At 63.6% G+C, this 19,426-nt stretch carries 19 protein-coding genes; 6 read left to right on the top strand and 13 right to left on the bottom strand.

What is annotated here, in order from left to right:
* Positions 1-94: PLP-dependent transferase (locus JJ959_RS20210; RefSeq protein WP_292887962.1), on the top strand; the 94-nt coding region annotated here is incomplete at its 5' end.
* Between the two features lie 21 nt (positions 95-115).
* On the opposite strand, the gene JJ959_RS20205 is transcribed toward JJ959_RS20210, so the two are convergent.
* The 4 genes from JJ959_RS20205 to JJ959_RS20190 are packed head-to-tail and all read right to left on the bottom strand — an operon-like array spanning position 116 to position 4,534.
* A complete protein-coding gene (locus JJ959_RS20205; protein ID WP_292887959.1) occupies positions 116-625 on the bottom strand; it encodes a histidine phosphatase family protein in 510 nt (169 codons plus the stop codon).
* Between the two features lie 53 nt (positions 626-678).
* Positions 679-1,692 carry a nitronate monooxygenase gene (locus JJ959_RS20200; RefSeq protein WP_292887957.1) on the bottom strand — a complete coding sequence of 338 codons (1,014 nt, stop codon included), beginning with the start codon at positions 1,690-1,692 and terminating at the stop codon, positions 679-681.
* Positions 1,689-3,806: an acetate--CoA ligase family protein gene (locus tag JJ959_RS20195; RefSeq protein ID WP_292887954.1), complete on the bottom strand. Its 2,118-nt coding sequence runs from the start codon at positions 3,804-3,806 to the stop codon at positions 1,689-1,691. The genes JJ959_RS20200 and JJ959_RS20195 overlap by 4 nt, the downstream gene beginning before the upstream one ends.
* A 5-nt stretch (positions 3,807-3,811) precedes the next feature.
* On the bottom strand, positions 3,812-4,534 hold the full coding sequence (locus JJ959_RS20190) for an SDR family oxidoreductase (protein WP_292887950.1): 723 nt from the start codon (positions 4,532-4,534) through the stop codon (positions 3,812-3,814).
* A gap of 212 nt (positions 4,535-4,746) precedes the next feature.
* Here JJ959_RS20190 and JJ959_RS20185 point away from each other — a divergent pair, with 212 nt between their 5' ends.
* Positions 4,747-5,805 (top strand): alcohol dehydrogenase, encoded by a 1,059-nt coding sequence (locus JJ959_RS20185; protein WP_292887947.1) that lies wholly within the window; start codon positions 4,747-4,749, stop codon positions 5,803-5,805.
* Positions 5,806-5,929: 124 nt separating this feature from the next.
* Complete coding sequence (locus JJ959_RS20180; protein ID WP_292887944.1) at positions 5,930-6,811, top strand: NAD-dependent epimerase/dehydratase family protein; 882 nt, start codon at positions 5,930-5,932, stop codon at positions 6,809-6,811.
* Between the two features lies 1 nt (position 6,812).
* Here the strand turns inward: JJ959_RS20180 and JJ959_RS20175 are convergent, their stop codons facing one another.
* From JJ959_RS20175 to JJ959_RS20155, 5 genes are read right to left on the bottom strand one after another with little or no spacing between them, the layout of a single operon-like run.
* Positions 6,813-8,405 (bottom strand): alkaline phosphatase family protein, encoded by a 1,593-nt coding sequence (locus JJ959_RS20175; protein ID WP_292887941.1) that lies wholly within the window; start codon positions 8,403-8,405, stop codon positions 6,813-6,815.
* 4 nt (positions 8,406-8,409) lie between these two features.
* Positions 8,410-9,234, bottom strand: coding sequence for a MaoC family dehydratase (locus JJ959_RS20170; protein ID WP_292887938.1), 825 nt, complete (start codon positions 9,232-9,234; stop codon positions 8,410-8,412).
* Between the two features lie 24 nt (positions 9,235-9,258).
* Positions 9,259-9,957, bottom strand: a complete 699-nt coding sequence (locus JJ959_RS20165; protein ID WP_292887935.1) for a class I SAM-dependent methyltransferase — start codon at positions 9,955-9,957, stop codon at positions 9,259-9,261.
* A 57-nt stretch (positions 9,958-10,014) separates the two neighbouring features.
* Positions 10,015-10,725: a class I SAM-dependent methyltransferase gene (locus tag JJ959_RS20160; protein WP_292887932.1), complete on the bottom strand. Its 711-nt coding sequence runs from the start codon at positions 10,723-10,725 to the stop codon at positions 10,015-10,017.
* A gap of 33 nt (positions 10,726-10,758) precedes the next feature.
* Positions 10,759-13,083, bottom strand: coding sequence for a molybdopterin guanine dinucleotide-containing S/N-oxide reductase (locus JJ959_RS20155; RefSeq protein ID WP_292887930.1), 2,325 nt, complete (start codon positions 13,081-13,083; stop codon positions 10,759-10,761).
* A gap of 173 nt (positions 13,084-13,256) precedes the next feature.
* Here JJ959_RS20155 and JJ959_RS20150 point away from each other — a divergent pair, with 173 nt between their 5' ends.
* The 3 genes from JJ959_RS20150 to JJ959_RS20140 are packed head-to-tail and all read left to right on the top strand — an operon-like array spanning position 13,257 to position 15,659.
* A complete protein-coding gene (locus tag JJ959_RS20150; RefSeq protein WP_292887928.1) occupies positions 13,257-13,802 on the top strand; it encodes a phosphonopyruvate decarboxylase in 546 nt (181 codons plus the stop codon).
* A 4-nt stretch (positions 13,803-13,806) separates the two neighbouring features.
* Complete coding sequence (locus JJ959_RS20145; RefSeq protein ID WP_292887925.1) at positions 13,807-14,406, top strand: thiamine pyrophosphate-dependent enzyme; 600 nt, start codon at positions 13,807-13,809, stop codon at positions 14,404-14,406.
* A 14-nt stretch (positions 14,407-14,420) separates the two neighbouring features.
* Positions 14,421-15,659, top strand: coding sequence for an MFS transporter (locus JJ959_RS20140; RefSeq protein WP_292887923.1), 1,239 nt, complete (start codon positions 14,421-14,423; stop codon positions 15,657-15,659).
* Positions 15,660-15,665: 6 nt separating this feature from the next.
* Here the strand turns inward: JJ959_RS20140 and JJ959_RS20135 are convergent, their stop codons facing one another.
* The 4 genes from JJ959_RS20135 to JJ959_RS20120 form a co-directional block, all read right to left on the bottom strand.
* Complete coding sequence (locus tag JJ959_RS20135; RefSeq protein ID WP_292887920.1) at positions 15,666-15,986, bottom strand: hypothetical protein; 321 nt, start codon at positions 15,984-15,986, stop codon at positions 15,666-15,668.
* Positions 15,987-16,182: 196 nt separating this feature from the next.
* A complete protein-coding gene (locus JJ959_RS20130) occupies positions 16,183-17,013 on the bottom strand; it encodes an aldo/keto reductase (RefSeq protein WP_292887917.1) in 831 nt (276 codons plus the stop codon).
* 37 nt (positions 17,014-17,050) lie between these two features.
* Complete coding sequence (locus tag JJ959_RS20125) at positions 17,051-18,115, bottom strand: isocitrate/isopropylmalate family dehydrogenase (protein ID WP_292887915.1); 1,065 nt, start codon at positions 18,113-18,115, stop codon at positions 17,051-17,053.
* Positions 18,116-18,174: 59 nt separating this feature from the next.
* On the bottom strand, positions 18,175-18,939 hold the full coding sequence (locus JJ959_RS20120; RefSeq protein WP_292887912.1) for an alpha/beta fold hydrolase: 765 nt from the start codon (positions 18,937-18,939) through the stop codon (positions 18,175-18,177).
* Positions 18,940-19,426 lie beyond the last annotated feature (487 nt).

Here is a 19,426-nt window from a genome sequence, read left to right as displayed (position 1 = left end):
GGCCGCCGGCGCCGGCGACGACGTCATGCGCATTTCCGTCGGGCTGGAGACGGCGGACGACATCATCGCGGATCTGGACCAGGCATTGGGTTGAAGACGGACAGGTGCGGGAAGATCAGCACCTGTCAAACACCTTCCAGGCCGGTTTCATTTCACGCACCGAAAACCAGTTGCCGCCGCCGTTTCTCGGCTGGTCGAAATCGCGGGAAATCGCCTCGCCCAGAAGGTTTGCCAAGAGAAGCGCCCCGACCGCTCCATGCGAGACCACCAGGGGCACGCCCATCGGGTCACTTTCTGTTACGGCCGCGCACGCCGTCACGATCCGCTCCTGCTCCGCGCGTGCCGTCTTCCAGCCATCCGCGGACAGATCGGGATCGGCGAAAAAGCGATCCGCCGTTCGCTCGAACGCCTCCGACGGAAGATAGCCTGTCGCGGAGCGGTCGTTCTCGCCGAGATCGGCCCTGATCTTGATCGCGAGGCCGAGATGCTCAGAGAGGATTTCCGCCGTATCGAGCGCCTTGCGCTCCGTGCTCGACCAGAGGCTGGTCACCGCCCCGAGCCATGGCTGCCCGAGCCCGGCCCGGATACGGGCACGCCCCCGCTCCGAGAGGCCCCACTCGGTGATCGGGACCTCGGGATCTATGACGACATCCGCATGGGTCAGGAAGTACAGGGATGCTACTCCGCGGCAGCGTCTCGGGCGACGCGGAGAGACTGCACCCGCCTCATCGCCTCGTCCATCTCGTCCATCATCCGGTCGATGATGGCACCGAGCGGCTCGATCCTGTCGGCGAAGACGGCGGACTGCCCCATGGAGAGCAGGCCCTTCTCCGGATCGCCCTCCTCGTAGGCCTCGCGCTGCAGCGTGCCGCGGACATGTTCGCGGTAGCTTTCGTAATCGCTGACACCCTCCGCCTCCAGCTCTGCGACGGCGCGGGCAGTCTCGTTGTCGATCACCCGGTAGGTGTTGCGCATCGAGGCGAGCACGAGCCGGGAACTGGTCTCGTCCGCCTGCAGGACGCGCTGCTTCACGGCATCGTGGCTCCAGATCTCGTCGGCGACCAGCAGACGCGTGCCGAGCACCACACCCTCGGCGCCGAAAGCGAGCGCGCCCGCGAGCTGACGCCCGTGACCGATACCGCCGCCGATCACCACCGGGATATCGACCCTGAGCGCGGCGAGGACGCCCTGGACCATGTTGCCGATCATGTTGAGACCCGGATGGCCGCCGCATTCCATGCCGACGACGGACACCGCGTCGATATCGAGCTTGCTCGCGGCGGAAACGGCGTGACGGACGGAAGCGACCTTGTGGATCACCTTGGCGCCGCCTTCCTTCAGCTGACGCACCAGATCCGCGGGCGGCATCGCCGCCGTCTCGAAACTGCGTACCCCCGCCTGCAAGGCCAGATCGGCATGACCGGAGAGCATCGCATTCTCTTCCGGGCGCTGCGAGATATAGAGGTTCACGCCAAGCGGATTGCCGTTCGCAAGCTGCTTTGCCTTCTCCAGCTCCTCCTTCCAGCGCCCCGGATCCGGAAAGGTCTTCGCGGTCATGAAACCAAGGCAACCGGCATTCGCCGCCGCGGCAGCGTAGTTCGCGTCGGCGAGCCACATCAGGCCGCCGCAGAGGATCGGGTGGCGGATGCCGAAAAGATCGGTGATCCGGGTGCGGACGATCTGCTGCCTCATTCGGCGTCTCCAGCGGACGGCACGATCAGCGCATCGACCGCGACCGCGCCCTTGCCTTCCGGCAGCACGATGAAGGGATTGATGTCGATGCTGTCGAGCCTCTCCTCGTTGGCGGCGGCGAAGACGGAGAGCTTCGCCAGCGCTTCGGCCAGTACATCCACATCCGCCGCCGGAGCGCCGCGCACGCCCTCAAGAATCTTGAAGCCCTTGATCTCGCGGATCATGCGGTGCGCCTCCTCGACCGAGAACGGTGCGAGCCGGAAGCTCACGTCCTTCAGCACCTCGACGAGAACGCCGCCGAGCCCGAACATGACCGCCGCGCCGAGCACCGGGTCGCGCTGCACGCCGATCACGCATTCGACCCCGCCGCTCACCATCTCGGAGACGATGATGCCGTCGAGTCGCGCGTCCGGCCGCTTGTCCGCGGCCCGCGCCATCAGGGCAGAAAAGCCCTCGCGCACCGCCTCCTCGCCCTCGACACCGACCAGCACACCGCCGATCTCGGTCTTGTGGGCGATGTCCGGCGAGGCGATCTTCAGCACCACACGCCCGCCGAGATCCGCGGCGGCGGCCGCGGCCTCGTCCGCCGAGGCCGCGAGCCTTTCGCGCACCACGGGGATACCGGCGGAGGCGAGGATCTTCTTCGCCTCGTGCTCCGAGGTTGCGTGCGCCGGTACGGGAAAGGCGGCGTCTGGCAGCACCGGCGGCGCCCCGCGATCCGCCGCGAAGGCCTGGCCGAAATACATCAGGCCGTTCGCCGCCGTGATCGCCGGCACCGGGTCGTCGAACATCGGGTAGCCATTGCTCTCGTAGAAGCGCCGGTTCTCCTCCGAGGCGAGGATCGAGAAAAAGAGATGCTTGTCGGGACGCGCCGCGCGCACCGGCTTCAGCGTCTCCACGATATCCCGGGCGATCTCCGGCAGCGCCGCGACGGCGGTGAAGAAGGAGATCACGACGTCGTAGTCGCCCTCCTCCATCATGATCTTCAGGCACTTGGCGATCGCATCGCGGTCGTTGAAGGCCTGGCCCGTGACATCGACCGGATTGCGCGCCGCGGCGAAGGGGAAAAGCTCGAGCATCTTCGCCTGCCCCGCCTTGGAGAATTCCGAGACGTCGAGGCCGAGCGCGGCGGCGCTGTCCGCCATCTGCACGCCGAGCCCGCCCGAAATGGTGATGAAACCGACCTTGTTGCCGTCTGGGAAATGCCCCTGCTGGCAGCCATAGGCGACCTCCAGCATCTCGTTCGCATCCTCCGCCCGGTAGACGCCATATTGCCGCATCATGCCGTCGATCACAGCATCCGTGCCGGCGAGCGCGGCGGTATGGGAGGCGGCCGCAGCGGCGCCGACCTCGCTCCGCCCGACCTTCACCATGATGATGGGTTTCTTCAGCAGCCGCGCCTTGGCGAAAGCCGCCTTCAGGCCGGCGCCGTCCCGGATGCCCTCGGCATAGGACATCACGACCTTCACCTCGGGATCGTCGAGCAGGTAGGAGATGCATTCCGAAAGCTCGATGTCGGACTCATTGCCCGTCGTCACCCAGCGCCCGACCCGGAGCCCGCGCTTGCGCGCGAGGTTGTAGATATGACCGCCATAGGCGCCGGACTGGCTGGCGATGGCGATCGGGCCCGGAACCGTCGGATCGACCGACGGCGCAGAGGAGAAGGTCCCGGTCCAGCCGCTCGCCGCATTGAAGGCGCCGAGGCAGTTCGGGCCGAGCACGCGGATCCCGGTGCGCTGCGCGATTTCCGTCAGCCGGGCCTGCATGGCCTCGCCTTCCGCGCCAAGCTCGGAGAAGCCGGAGCTGAAGACGATGCAGGCCCCGACGCCCCTGGCGGCGCAGGCCTCGACGGTCTCGGCCACCAGCGGCGCCGGCAGCGCGACGATCGCGGTGTCCACCGCCTCCGGCACATCCGAGATCGAGGGATAGGCCTTCAGGCCCTGGATCGTCTCGCGTTTCGGGTTAACCGGGTAGATCTTCCCCTTGAAGCCATGCTTCAGCGAATAATCGATCGGCCGTCCGCCAATGCGAAGCGGATCGTCGGTGGCGCCGATGACGGCAAAGCTCTTCGGATCGATCAGGCGGGCGAGGTTGCGTCTGCGGAGATCGCTCATGTCGTTCATAGCGGCGCGGACCCGATGGTCAGGCCGCCGCAGACATAAAGTACCTGGCCCGTACAGAAGCCGGCATCCTCCGAGGCGAAGAAGGCCACCGCCGCCGCGACGTCTTCCGGCTGGCCGATGCGCTTCACCGGAATCGCCGCCTCGATGGCATTGCGGCTGGCGGAGCCCGCCGGATTGCCTTCCTCGAACATCTCGGTCGCTATCGGGCCCGGAGCGACGCAGTTCACCGTGATGCCGTCGCCGCCGGCCTCGATCGCCCAGGTCCGGGTCGCCGCCGCAATGCCGCCCTTTGTCACCGCATAAGCGCTTCGGCCATGTTTTCCCAACGCGGCCCGGGAGCCGATATTCACCACCCGGCCGAACTTGCGCTTGCGCATCCCGGGCAGGAAGGCCTGCATGCACTGATAGGGAGCGCGGACATTCACCGACATGAGATGCTGGAGGGTCTCCGGCGTCACTTCCTCGACGGTCCCCAGCGGGGCGATGCCGGCATTGTTTACCAGCACGTCGATCTCGAACTCGGAGGCAATCCCCGCGAGCGCGGCGCGCGTCGCCTCGGCGTCAGAGAGATCGGCGGTGCGGAAGGCGCCCGGGAAGCTCCCGGACGGCGCGCTGCGCGCGAGCCCGACGACCTGATAGCCCTTGTCGGCGAGATATTTCGCAACCGACCGTCCGATCCCGCGGCTTGCGCCTGTCACCAATGCGGTTTTCTTGCCCATCGGCCTGCTCCTCCCGTTGCCCGGATCGCCGCACGTTCGGTCTGGTGCCGAATTGTCATCGATCCATTCGCGGCTTCCCCCAAAGAAACCGCAAGATTGTCATGCCCGCAGATGGCAGTCTCACACCCCTGCGAGGTTGCGCGATCAGACATCACGTTTTACGAAAACGAAACTGAATTTCGCAAAAGCGATTATCGGGAGGAAATCGATCCATGCAAATGCGGAGTTGGAAAGTCACCGATTTTGGGAAACCGCTGGAAATGATCCAGCAGGAGATCCCGGAGCCGACCGGAACGGAGGTTCTCGTGAAGGTGACGCGCTGCGGGGTCTGTCACTCCGATCTCCATATCGGTGACGGCTATTTCGATCTTGGGTCCGCCGGGCGCCTGAACATGGGCGACCGCGGCGTGCCGCTGCCCCACGTGCTCGGGCACGAGATCCTCGGCGAGGTGGTCAAGGGTGGCCCCGACGCGGGCAAGGTTCCGACCGGCGAGACCAAGCTGATCCATCCGTGGATCGGCTGCGGCGAATGCTCGACCTGCAAGGCCGGCCAGGAGAATCACTGCGCCAAGCCGCGCACGCTCGGCGTCTACAGGGATGGCGGCTATCAGGAATATATTCTGGTCCCGCATCCGATGTTCCTGGTCGATATCGGCGATGTCGATCCGACCGACGCGACGCCTTTCGCCTGCTCCGGCGTCACCGTCTACAGCGCGATCAAGAAAGCGCTGCCGGTGCATGACGACGAATGGCTGGTGATCATGGGTGCCGGCGGCCTCGGCCTTGCCGCGGTCAGCATCGCACATGCCATGGGCGTCAAGCAGGTCCTCTCCTGCGACATCGACGACAAGAAGCTCGCCGCGGCGAAGGAGATGGGTGCGACCAAGACGCTGAACATTTCCGGCGACGACGCGGCGAAGAAACTGGCGGAAGCCACCGGCGGCGGCCCGCGTGCCGTGGTTGACACGGTCGGCGCCAACCCAACGGCGAAGCTTGGCTACTTCTCGCTGGTCAAGGGCGGGCGCTACGTCATTGTCGGCCTCTATGGCGGGGACTTCACCGTACCGCTGCCGACCCTGCCGCTCCGCGCCGCCTCGATGATCGGCTCCTATGTCGGCAGCCTGAAGGAACTCAAGGAACTGATGGAACTGGTGAAGGCCGGCAAGGTCAAGCAGGTTCCGATCGAGACCCGGCCGATGGATCAGGTCCAGCGTACGCTGGACGATCTCCGCGCCGGCAAGATCGTCGGCCGCGTGGTGCTGACGAACTGACGCATTTTCTCGTGCCGGGCGGGACCACTCGCCCGGCATCTTTATTTTTCAAGATTTTTCTTGTTATTAAATCCGTGCTGCGGCTCAATCTTTGATCGAACGCCTGACAGAACGGAATGATCCCATGCATGTCCTGTTGCTCGGCGGCACCGGCTCGATCGGTTCCGCCATCCTTGACGAACTCATTGACCATGGCCACAAGGTCACGGCCCTCGCCCGCTCGGAGAGATCGGCCGCCCGCCTTCGCGAGGCTGGCGCGGAACCGCTTCCCGGCGATCTGACGCGTCCTCAGGATTGGGCCAGCTTCGTCACCGGGGTAGATGCCGTCGTGCAGGCCGCCGCGGATTTCGACTCCGACATGGGCGGGATCGACCGCGCCGTGCTGGAAGCGATCTCGTCCGCCGCATCGGGCAGAGACGCCCCGCTGCGCCTGATCTACACCGGCGGATGCTGGCTCTTCGGCGAGACCGGTTCCGGGATTGCGGACGAGAAGACACCCGACGATCCATTGCCAAGCTTCGCGTGGATGCTGGAAAACTGGCGCAGGGTCTCTGGCGCCCCCGGGATCGCGCCGATCCTGCTCCACCCCGCAATGGTCTGGGACGAGGATGGCGGTGTACTGCACCGTTATATCGATGCGGCCCGGAACGGGAACGCTATCGAAATCTGGGGCTCCGCCGACGCCACCTGGCCTCTCGTCCACCGCAGGGACCTCGCGGCTGCCTACAGACTTGCCCTCGAAATCGCACCCGCGGGCGAGACCTATTGTGTCGCTGCGGAATCGGGCGTTCGGACCGGAGTGCTGGCAGACGCGGTTGCCGCCCGCTTCGGGTCACAGGCGCCGCACACCGTCCTGACGGAAGCGGACGCCGTCGCCAGGCACGGTGACTGGGCCGCAGGACCGGCGCTGAAACAGCGCATGAGCGGGGCCAAAATCTCACACGATCTCGGGTGGAAACCGCGGTATCGGGATTGCACGTCGGCCTTTCGTTCGGCGGTGCGCTAGGTCAGGGATCTCCGGGCTTCCAGTAGCCGATCAGGATGCCCTGCCGGTCGGCCCCGCCGGTGCGGCGGAGGATCTCCTCGTCGGAGATCGTGACGCGCAGACGGCGGTTGCGGAACCACTCGAACAGTTTCTCGTGCAGATCCGCACGCACCGTTTCATAGGCCGGATCGGCTCCGAGGTCGGTGAATTCCTCGGGATCCGACTCCAGATCGAAAAGCTGCGGGCGGAAGGTTTCGTGCAGGACATATTTCCAGCGCTCCGTCCGGAGCATGTAGCAGCGCGCGTCCATCGGGGCCAGGTCAAGGTCCGCGCGGGCATCCCTGCCGGAATAGTCGCTCTCGGAAACCGCGAAGCTGCGCCATTCGGTCTTGCGCCCCTCGATCAACGGGCTTAGCGAACGGCCCTCGAGCCGGTGTGACGGCACGTCGCCGCCCACGGCCTCGACGAAGGTCGGGACAAGATCGATCGCCTCCACCAGCGCGTCGCTGACCGAGCCTCGCGTCGTGTCTGCAGAGGAGCGCGGATCGTAGACGATCAGCGGAATACGCACTGAGGCCTCATGGAAGAGATCCTTCTCGCCGAGCCAGTGATCTCCCAAATAATCGCCATGATCCGAGGTGAAGACGATCATGGTGTCGTCCAGCCGCCCGTGCCGTTCCAGCTCCTTCATCAGGCGGCCGAACTGGTCGTCGATCTGCTTGATCAGGCCCATATAGGCCGGGACGATGGTCTCCCGCGCCTCCGGGCGGCGGAAGAGCCGGCTATCCTTGTGCCGCATGAAAGCGGCATAGACCGGGTGCGCTTCCGCCTCCTCCCGCGCATCGCGATGCACCGGCAGTATATGCTCCGGGCCGTACATCGAGGCATAGGGTTCGGGCGCGATATAGGGCCAGTGCGGCTTGATGTAGGAGAGATGCAGGCACCAGGGCTTGTCGCCCATCTCGGTGATGAAGTCGATCGCCCGATCGGTCATGTAGGGCGTCTCGCTGTCCTCATCGCGCACCCGCGCGGCGCCGTTCGAATGCCCCCAGTACCAGCCGTCGAGCGTCTCCCCGCCGTCGCCCTTGGCGGAGTTGGCATGGCTCGCCCAGGGATTGTCGCCTCGATACCCCTTCTGCCTCAGATAACGGTTGTAGGGCAGATCCGGATCGGCGCTCCGGTCGGGATGAAGGCCGTCGTCACGTTCGTAAGGCTCGAAACCGCATTCGGACACCAGCACGCCGTGCTCGGAGACCGGATCGAGACCGAGGCGAGCCATGCCCTCGGCGTCTTCCTTCATGTGCGTCTTGCCGGCGAGCGCGACCCGCATGCCGAGCGGCCGGAGATAGTCACCAAGCGTCCATTCGTCGACCCTGAGCGGATAATTGTTCCAGCCCGCCCCGTGGCTAAACATGTAGCGCCCGGTATAGAAGGACATGCGCGAGGGCCCGCAGATCGGCGACTGGCAATAGGCACGGTCGAAACGGACGCCGCGCGCCGCCAGCGCATCGATATGCGGCGTCTGCAGATGCGGATGACCGGCGCAGGAGAGATAGTCCCAGCGCAGCTGGTCGCACATCACGAAAAGAATGTTTCGGACTGTGTCTCGGGACATCGGATCAGGCGTAGGAGATCGACGCGACGCTCAGCTCGGCGGTGAGCTTTCCGGCGCCGTTAAGCGCCCGCAGCCGGTCGATGAAGCCGTTCTTGCCTTTGTGCTGCCAGAGACTCGCCTCGTCGTCCCAGAAGACGGGTCTGCGGAAACTCGCCGACAGCTCGAACGAAACCGGAGGACCGTCCTCTGTCAGGCGCCCCATCATCCAGACCATGGTCTGCAGGCCCTGCGCCAGAGGCGCGCGATAGCCGAGGTTCGCGGCGAAGTCCGGCTCGAAATGGATCAGATTGCCGACATCCGAGGAAAACAGCGTGACGTCCTCGGGCGTCATGGTCTTCTCGGAGACCTCTTCGAACCCTTCCCGCGGGTCCGGCGTCTTCTTGTGACCGGTTTTCGCCGCCGCAGCCGCCCATTTTTCCTTGTCGGGGACCAGACCGATAACGTCAGCGACCAGTGCGACCTGGCCGTCACGGCGCACGAATTCGAAAGTCCGGTGCAGGCGGTGTCCGCGCTCGACCACGTCGTAGGCTTCGATCCAGCCACGCTGGGTCAGCGGTTCGCCGACGGCGACCGGCTCGATCTGGCGGAAGCGCTGCTCGGTCTGGACCAGCCCGTCGACCTGATGTCCTGCTTCCCGCATCGCCTTGAAGCAGTCTTGCCCGAACAGCCCTGCCGCCGCCTGATCGCCATAAAGGGCGGGGTCGATCCCGCAGGCCAGGAGCCGAGAATCCTGATATTCACGCGTCCGCGTGACGGGGCGCTCCGGGAACTTGAACCCGGGATAGAACTCTTCCGTTTTCGTCCTCGGTGCGGGCGCGGAATGAATCATTTCAGCCTCCAGCGATCTGGGTGGTCAGAATGACGGAAAGTTGACGATATTGTTCCCCACTCTGATCACCTTATTCTGATACCCGGCTAGTCCGGCACGGATTTCGACGACGGACGATGCCGTCAGGAAAAACCGCTCCAAGAAGCCCTTTATCCCCTTGTGCCGTGTCTTCGTCAGAAGATAGGACGGATAGGTCTCAAAGGTCATCGTCACCGCGATAAGCTGAGCACCGGACTCCTCGATGAAGTCCTGCACTCCCTCGACGACACCGAAGCCTTGAGCCCGCGCTTGCGGACCATTTGTCAGATCATGCCCCAGCAAAAAGCCCTCCGGCTTCACTTTCGGCCAGACCAGCCTCAGATCCTCAAGCACCGCTTCCCGGGTATGCATCGCGTCGACATAGGCCCAGTCGAAGCTTTCGTCATCGAAGCCGGGAAGGATGTCCTTTGAGAATCCGCGATGGACATGCACCCTTCCCGCAGCGATTTCTGTCTCGAACTTCCTGGTGACGCCCTCGAACCGGCTTTCCTGCGTAATGTCATCCACGTTGTTCTTGTCAGGCATGTAATCCGGCCGATCCTGATGAACCCATGGATCTACAAGATGGAGCTCTAAAGGTGCGACGCGATCGAGCAGCACCGAGGAGAACTCACCCTCGGCAACGCCAATCTCGATGCCGATCCCGCCTCGCGGTAAGCAGGCAACGAAATTGGCCCGCGTCATAGCTCCTACCAGCATTTCATCTCAGCCTGTAATCTCGCGGTGATGGGTCGGCATGGCCTAGAAAGACGGCACCGATACTAACTTGTTGCCGAATCTGAAAAGTTTGTGCCGGTAGCTCTTTGGCATCCCCCGCAATTCGACAGCCGCCCCTGCTTTGGTCAGCAATTCTTCTACGAACGGCTTTATCGCGGCGCATTCGCGCCTCGCAAGCACGTAGGACGGTGCCGGCTCCATGGTCATCGCCAAGAACAGCGCGCCGGTTTCCGCGGCAAATTCGTTGACAGCGTCCACCACGCCGAAACCCTTTTCCTCGGAGACCTGATTGTTTGAGAAGTCGTGTCCGAGAAGAAATCCGTCACGCTTGATTTTCGGCCAAGCGAGATGAAGATCCCTCAACGCAGCCTCTTTTGTGTGCATACCGTCGACATAGACCCAGTCGAAATATTGCTCGGGAAATTCAGGCAGTACGTTCTCCGAGAAATCCCGGTGGATGATCACGCGTCCCGAAGAAATCTCGGCCGCAAAACGCTTCTGAACGAGGTTGTAACGGGCCGTTTGGATGTCCTGATCCGCGTTTGTCCCGTCGAGCAGATAATCCTCGCGGTCCTGAAACATCCACGGATCGATCAGATGCGCCTTTGCGGCGCACCTGTTCTTAAGGATCGCGTCCGCGAACTCACCCGCGGCCACTCCGATCTCTGCTACCACCCCATCCGCCGGTAAACATCGGATAAGCTCTTCACGCTCGATATTTACGATGTAGGTCAAGATACTGAATCCCTCCGGCGAAGATGCAGATCGCTAAGCCTTCTCTTCGATCGGCGGCGGAACGAAAGAGGTCACCGGCGGCGGTGTGCCCTGATACTTCTCGACCTCGACCAGAACCGAATGCGCGCTCGGACCCTGTCCGAGGCTCGATGTTCCCTTGTCGCGGGTCAGCACGTTCGGATTGCCGTGCTTGCAGAGCGAGCCGATCACGCCCGGCTCCTCCGGATCGTACCAGGCCCCGGTCGAGAGCTGCACCACGCCCGGACGCACGGCATCGGTCACGATCACACCCGCGAGGCAGGCACCCCGGTCATTGTAGAGCCGCACCACATCGCCGTTCCCGATCCCGCGCGCTGCGGCATCCACCGGGTTCATGCTCATCGGTTCGCGGTCCTGGATCTTGGAGCCGCGGCTGATTGCGCCGCTGTCGAGCTGGCTGTGCAGGCGGGTCTTCGGCTGGTTCGAGATCAGATGCAGCGGATAGGTCTCGGCCACTGGCGCACCGAGCCACTCGTAAGGCTCTAGCCAGACCGGATGGCCGGGACAGTCCGCATAACCGAAGCCGGCAATTTCCTCCGAATAGAGTTCGATCTTGCCGCTCGGGGTCTGCAATGGATTGGCCTCGGGATCCTCCCGGAACGCCTCCAGCAAAATCATCGGCTTCTTCGGTTTCAGGACCTCCATGGCGCCGATCTCACGGAAGGTCTCGAGATCCGGCAATTCGAACTCGGCCTCTGCCGCACGCTGGCGCGCCTGATCCCAGAGATGGCGCAGCCAGTCCTCCTCGTCCCGTCCCTCGGTGAAAGCGTCGGCAGCGCCAAGACGTTCGGCGAGACCGGTGAAGACATCGTAGTCGTGCCGCGACTCGCCCACCGGCTCGATCGCCTTCTGCATGGCAACGATGGTCTGCTCCCAATGGGTCATGGAGAGGTCGTTACGTTCGAGCGATGTCGTCGTCGGGAAGACGAAGTCGGCGTGACGCGCCATCGCGGTCCACCAGATCTCGTTGACAAAGACCGTGTCCGGCTGCCGGATCGCCTTCACCAGTTTGTTCAGATCCTGGTGGTGATGGAACGGATTGCCGCCGGCCCAATAGACCGCCTTGATGTCCGGATAGGTCCGGGTCTGGCCGTCATAGACGAACTGACCGCCCGGATTGAGCAGCATGTCGGAGATGCGGGCGACCGGGATGAAATCCTCGACCGCGTTGGTCCCCTGCGGCAGCGCCGGCCACTTGAAGAGCTCGACCGGATTGCCGATGCCGTTTTCCGAGCCGTATCCGAGCCCGAAGCCGCCGCCGGGCAGACCGATCTGCCCCAGCATCGCCGCGAGCAGCACGGTGAGCCAAAAGGGCTGCTCGCCATGATCGCCGCGCTGGATACTCCAGGCGGTCATGATCATGGTGCGGCCGTTCGCCATGCGCCGCGCCAGCTTGCGGATTTCCTCCGCCGGAACCTCCGTGATGGCTGCCGCCCATTCAGGCGTCTTCGGCTGGCCATCCGTTTCGCCGAGGAGGTACGGCAGGAACTTCTCAAAGCCGACCGTATACTCCTCCAGGAAGTCCGCATTGTGCAGGCCCTCGCTATAGATCACATGGGCCAGCGCCAGCATCAGCGCCGCATCCGTGTTCGGCCGGGGCGCGATCCAATCCGCCTCGACCAGATCGACGATATCGTTCCGGATCGGGCTGATATTCACGAACTCGACGCCCATGTCGTAGGCGTTCTTCAGGCCCTCGAATACGGTGTGGCGGCCGACGCCGCCGGAAGTGACCTGCGCATTCTTCACCGGCACACCGCCGAACATGACGACCAGTTCACTGTGTTCCGCGATCACCGGCCAGGTGGTGTGCTTGTTCAGGAGATCCGCAAAGGGGCCGACGACATGCGGAATGATCACCTGCCCCGCGGCATAGCTGTAGGTATCGACATGGCGCACATAGCCGCCGATGCAGTTCAGGAACCGGTGCACCTGGCTCTGCGCGTGGTGGAAGCGACCGGAGCTCGACCAGCCGTAGGAGCCGCCGAAGATCGCCCGGTTGCCGTGCTGCTCCCTGATCCGCTTCAACTCGGCCGCCGCCATGTCGAGCGCCTCGTCCCACGGCACCGCGACGAAAGGCTCTCCACCACGCCCCTCGCGCGAGGCAGGCCCCTTCTCGAGCCAGCCCTTGCGGATCATCGGCCGGCGCACCCGCACCGCGTCGTCCACCGCGTCGACGATCCCCGGACCGATAATCGCCGGCGCCGGGTCCTTGTCATAGTCGTGCACGGCGACGAGCTTGCCGTTCTCGACTTCGGCGAAATAGGTGCCCCAGTGCATCGAGGTCGGAATCAGGCGGCGATCGGTCTTGAGCGACATGTCAGTATTCCCGGTTGGAAGTCGCCAAGACTATGGGGCAGCCTCCGCCCCAAGACAATGGAACGCTTGGCAATATCGACATCGCGGAACGGGACCGGTTCCGTCCCCCCGCGTGGACAGGCTTTCCGCCGCCGGGCAGAGTGTGCGTAAGGCTTTCAACGGACGGAGATCCCATGAGCGGCGACTGGAGTGCGAGTGCGCACCAGCTCTTCAAGGAGCATGACATCAAGCAGGTGGCCTATGTGCCGGATGCGGGCCTCAGCAAGCTGATCAAGTCCAGCCTCGCGGACAACGACATCCAGACCGTGCCGCTCACCACCGAGGAGGAAGGTATCGCGGTCTCCGCCGGCGCCTGGCTCGGCGGGCAGAAATGCGCCGTGCTGATGCAGAGCAGCGGGGTCGGCAACACGATCAACATGATCGCCTCGCTGACCACGACCTGCGCCTTCCCGCTCTTCATGATCGTGACCATGCGCGGCGATTACGGCGAGTCCAATCCCTGGCAGATGCCGATGGGGCGCGCCGTGCAGCCGGTGCTGGAAGCGGTCGGCGTGCGCTGCCTCCGGGCCGAGACCCACGAGGAAGCGGCCGACGCGGTCAAGGCCGGGCTGATGATGTCCTTCCATGGCGGCGAGGCCGTCGCCGTTCTGATCGGCCAGAAGCTGATCGGCGCGAAACCCTTTACCGGCGCCCATGCCGGCATGCAGGCGGAGGACTGACGCCATGGCCACGCAGAAACTGTTCCGGCGCGACGTCGTCAAGAAGCTCATGTCCGTGCGCGGCGACGCGCTCTGCATCAGCGGGCTCGGCTCGCCGACCTGGGATCTGGCCGCGGCCGACCATCGGGACGAGAACTTCTACATCTGGGGCGGCATGGGCGGTGCCACGCCGACCGGCCTCGGCCTCGCGCTGGCGCAGCCCGACCGCAAGGTCTGGGTGATCACAGGCGACGGCGAACAGCTCATGGGCGTCGGCAGCTTCTCGACCGTCGCCCTGCAGCAGCCGAAGAACCTAGCCATCATCGTGCTCGACAACGAGCATTACGGCGAGACCGGCATGCAGGCCGCGCCGACTGGACGCGGCACCGACCTAGCCGCCATGGCGGCCGGCGCCGGCATCGCCCAGACAATGACGGTGACGGATGAAGCCGGACTGGACGATCTGATGAAGCGCCTGACGGACGGAAACTTCCCCCTGGTCGCGGTAGTCAAGGTCGATGTCCGGACCGGCGAGACCGTGATGCCGCCGCGCGACGGCAAGTACGTGAAGACGGCTTTCCGCATGGCCGTCCTCGGGGCAGACAAGGCGCAGCATCCAGGCTGACGGAGAGCCGCGGCATGACCGCACGCCCCGAGAACATCCAGGCCGCGCCGCCGCTCCGCGACACGGTGACGGTGGTATTCTTCATGATCTGGGTTCAGCTGACAGGCTCGATGGCATCGCTGTGGTTGCCGGCCATCGCGCCGGAAGTCGCGGCCGGGCTCGAGGTCGATGCGTCTCTGATCGGCTTCCAGGTCGTCGCGGTCTATCTCGGCGGCATGGTAACCAGTCTCTTTGCAGGAGGCCTGGTTTCCAGGCTGGGCGCCTGGCGGATCTCGCAGATCAGCCTCGTGCTTTTCGCACTCGCTCATCTGGTAATCGCCAGCGGCGCGCTGCCGCTGATTGCCGCAGGTTCCTTCATCATCGGCTTCGGCTATGGCCTGATCAATCCGCCGGCGGCGCATCTCCTCTCCAAGGTGGTCACGCCGAAGAACCGCAATCTGGTGTTTTCGATCCGCTTTACCGGCGTGCCTCTTGGCGGGATCGCCGCCAGTACCTTCGCTCCGGCGATTGCGCTTACCGCCGGCTGGCGGTTCAGCATGGGCGCGACGATTGCCGTCGCACTGGGGCTCGCGCTGATCATGCAGATTTTCCGCGCGCGATGGGATGCCGACCGGTCGCGCGAGGCCCCGCTATTCCGATCACCGTTGGCCGACATCCGTGACGCTTGGGGCCTGCCTGTGATCCGCTGGATGTGTTTCACTGGACTTTTCCTGGCCGCGATCCAGCTTTCTCTCAACGCCTTTGCCGTGACCTTTCTGGTCGAGGAAACCGGATATACGCTGGTCGCGGCCGGTCTTGCCCTGACCGCAGTGCAGGTCGCCGGAGTCATCGGCCGTATTGCCTGGGGCGTCCTCGCAGACCGCATCCGCAGTGGTTTTAAGGCCCTGGTGATCAACGCTCTGCTGACCGCAGGATCGGCACTCGCAACAGTATTCGTCGCGCCCGAATGGCCGGTCGGCCTGGTCTATCTGCTGTTTTTCATTTTCGGTTTCACAGCGATGGGCTGGAATGGCGTCTATGCCTCGGCGGTGGTCGAACACAGCCCTGACGGCAGAGCCGGAAACATGACCGGCGCGGCATTGTTCTTCACTTTTTCCGGGGTAATTGCCGGCCCGGCGATCTTCACGCTCGGCTACCAGCTGACCGGAGCCTATAGCGGCAGCTTCCTGATCACCGCTCTGCTGGCAATAGCCGGAACAGTCACAGTCCTGCTCGCCGCCAGCGGGGCGCGCAAGGCCGCTAAAGACCGATAGAGAAAATCAGGAACCGAGCTTGACCGAACGGGAACGAATGTCTTCGAACTTCGGGTTCGGATTCATTTCCGCGAGCGGATCTGTGTAATCGCCGTGTTCGGCGAAAATCGTCGCATTTTCCAACGCGGTTTTCTCGACCTTCCGGGTCTCCCGGGGGTTGAGCATGCGAAAGGCCTTGTTGGCGTCGTTATAGGCTTTGGTCTCGAGCGTCTTGGCCGCTTTCGCAATCGCTTCGTGAACGAAGCCCGCCCCTACCGTCCGATCGACTGCTTCCGCAAGGATCTCGAGGCTCTTACGCTCAACATATCTGTTATCGACCGCACTCATCGCCTCACTCCACATTGCCGCGCATCGGCGCCATGACACCTTATATTGTGGTGATTCGCCGATTCAAAGCCAAGCACTTTTTATGCGGAAAGCATACAAGGATAGTCAGCCCACCAATCAGGGTGCGAAATACCACAACGACGCCGGTATCTTAAGCGAAAAGCGTATGTCACTTAAAAAGTCGTAAACTCGCCGCCTAAAGGATCTCAAGAGCGCGTTTTGCCCCCGGAGGTGGAAAAACGCGGTCCAGTCGCGCCAGATCCCCGTCATCGAGCTCGATGTCGAGCGAGGCCCGATTGGACCGGACATGTTCCGGGTCGGACGCTTTCGGAATGGCGATAACCTCGGGGTTTCGGAGGACCCAGGCCAGCGCGATCTGGGCCGCGCTGGCGCCCTTCTCGCGGCCGATCTCGTCGAGCACATCATGCCGCAGCCGCCCCTGCTCAAGCGGCGAGTAAGCCATCAGAGGCATGCTCCGCTCCCCGGCCCAACGCACGAGATCCCATTCGATGCCGCGCCGAGACAGGTTGTAGAGCACCTGATCCGTCTGGCAGGACTCCGGCCCGGCCACCCGTTCCCATGCCTCCATCTCCGCCACATCGAAATTGCTGACGCCATAGCCGCCGATCTTCCCGGCAGCCTTCAGCTCCTCGAACGCCGCGACGGTCTCGCTCAACGGATGGGAGCCCGGCCAATGCAGCAGATAGAGGTCGACCCGTTCGGTCCCGAGGCGCCGGAGGCTTGCCTCGCAGGCTGCTATCGCGCCTTTTCGGCTCGCGTTGTAAGGCAACACTTTCGAGACGATGAAGACGTCGTCCCGGCAGCCGCGGACAGCTTCGCCGACAACCTCCTCGGCCCCGCCGTCGGCATACATCTCCGCCGTGTCGATCAGCGTCATTCCGAGTTCGATGCCGAGTTTGAGCGCACGCACTTCCGCGGCGCGGCTGACCGCCCGCTCCCCCATGAACCAGGTACCGAGCCCCAGCGCAGGAACCTCGCGACCGTCCGGAAATCTTATCTGTCTCATGACGTTCCTCCTTGCATGCCCCGAGCCCCGGGCAGCTTCAGGTTTCCGCGATACGCGCCGCGACCGCCGCCCCGAAAGCGTCCGTTCCAAGCGTGCCTCCGGTGTCCCGGGTCCGGGTCTCCGCATTGGCGACACAGTGCATGACCGACTTTTCGATAGCGCCTGCAGCTTGCCGCAACGCATTGCTGTCATTTCGCTCCGCCAGCCACTCCAGCAACATGCCCGCCGACAGCATGACCGAGCTCGGGTTGGCGAGGTTTTTCCCGGCAATATCAGGCGCCGATCCGTGCGCCGCCTGCGCCACCGCATTGTTCAATCCGGCATTCAGAGAGCCGGCAAAGCCCAGTCCGCCGGCAAGTTCCGCCGCCTCATTCGAGAGAATATCGCCGAACATGTTCGAGGTGACGATCACATCGAATGCTCCCGGACTACGGACCAGATGAGAGGCCATCGCATCGACCAGAACCTCGTCGATCGCGATCTCGGGAAAGGCTGCCGCCCCTTCCTTCACCGCCTCGAGAAACAGGCCGTCGCTCAGCTTCAGAACGTTGGACTTGGTCACGATGGTTAGTTTCTTGCGCCGGGTCATCGCGAGTTCCGCCGCGGCGCGGCCGATCCGCGTCGCACCGGCCCGCGTGATCTTGCGGACCGCCAGCGCCATGTCCTTGTCGGGCATGAACTCGCCGCTGCCGGCGAACATCGTGCGGTCGGCATAGAAGCCCTCGGTGTTCTCGCGGACGATCACGAGGTCCATGTCCTTCACCAGGGCCGCTTCGTTGCCGACGGAACGGCTCGGCCGGATATTGGCGAAGAGATCCATCCGGCGACGGAACTCGGCGGACGGGTTAAGGCCGCCCTGTGCCGCCGGCGGGTAGGTCGCGGTGGAGACCGGTCCAAGAACAACCCCGTCCGCCTCGAGCGCGCGCTGGAACACCTCGTCCGGCAGGGTTATGCCGTGACGCCTGAGTGCCGCCTCGCCGATCTCATGCTCTTCGAACGCAAGATCGAGCCCGAAACGCTCCGATGCCGCAGCCAGCACCACCTTTGTTGCATCGACAATTTCCGGGCCGATGCCGTCGCCCGGCAGAATCACGAGTTTCATGAGCTTTCCCTACCTTGTTGATCGCCGTTCACGCGGCTTTTTTTGAGAGTTTCCGGCTTTCAGAGCGACCGTCGCAGCATTTGGAGATAGCACGCGTTGAAGGCTTCCGCGGCCTCGTACTGGACCCAGTGACCGACGCCATCCATCACCACGATCTCCGCTTGCGGGTCCGCGGCGCGAATGGCCGCGTTCCGTCGCTCCAGCATGCCTGCCGCCGTGATGTCCTGCGCCCCCCAGATCGCGTTCCGCCGTCCCCGGATGCGCGGCAACGAGCGAAGAACGGTGTCGGAAAGAGAAAAGGGCCGCGAACGGAAACGCGCCCTTTCCGTATTCGACAACTGGATATCGACCGCCAACTCATCCACTTTCGACGGGTCGGCGAACATCAGAACCTCGAGATTGTTGCGGGCCGCGGCCCGGCGCGCAGGCTGGTCCATATCCGATGTGATCTTGACCAGACCTTCCGTCGGTCGTTCCCGCGGGCCGAAGCCGGCCGCACCAACCAGCGTGAAACTGTGCACCCGGTCAGCGAATTCGACGGCGACAAGGCTTCCGGGAACGGCGCCGAACGAGAAACAGCCGAGTTGAAACGGCTGGCCCGGGGCGAGGATTTGCTTCAGTCCGCTGCCGAGTATCTCGGCGAGATGCTCCGCCGTCGCCGGTTCCCCCGGCCGGTCACTATCGCCAAGCCCCGGCAGATCCGGCGCAATCACGGTAAATTCACGGGAGAGCGTTACGATATTACGACACCAGTGATTCCAGGATCCAAATCCACCGTGCAGCAAAACGACCACAGGCCCGGCCCCCCATTGGCGCCATACCATACCCCCGTCGCCGCAAGGGGTCGTAAGCAGCTGCGCTGATTGAAGCATCGGATCGAGCGCAAGTGGGGAAAGAGGCTTTCTCATTCACCCATCACCGGAAAAATCAGATTTCATGACGAGGATTTTCAATCGAAAGGATAGATACTTAGCAGACGTCCGGACGGATCTAATGCCCCGATTACAGCCATTTCTCAGGAAGCTCTGAACTATGCCCGGACATCCTGTTTCTCGTTCAAACTCAAAGACAAACCAATTGACAACAACCAAAAAGATCGCCGCAATACCGTCGTCACCTTATATGTAAGCGGGCCTTATGCCAGATAGTGTGGATTCAAGAAGAAGCCTGGTCGCCGGCCGGTTGGAAAGGTCGCTTCCATTTCAGATCTGGCACAAAGCTCCGGAAAATGTAAAGGGCTGCATCTGGCTCGTTCTGGCATCCCTGTTCTTCGCGGTCATGACTGCCGCGATCAAGGATGTCGGGCAGAGG

It is taken from the genome of Nisaea sp. (genome assembly GCF_017640745.1).
In the GTDB taxonomy this organism is placed as follows: domain Bacteria; phylum Pseudomonadota; class Alphaproteobacteria; order Thalassobaculales; family Thalassobaculaceae; genus Nisaea.
This window is presented reverse-complemented; position numbering and strand designations above follow the sequence as displayed.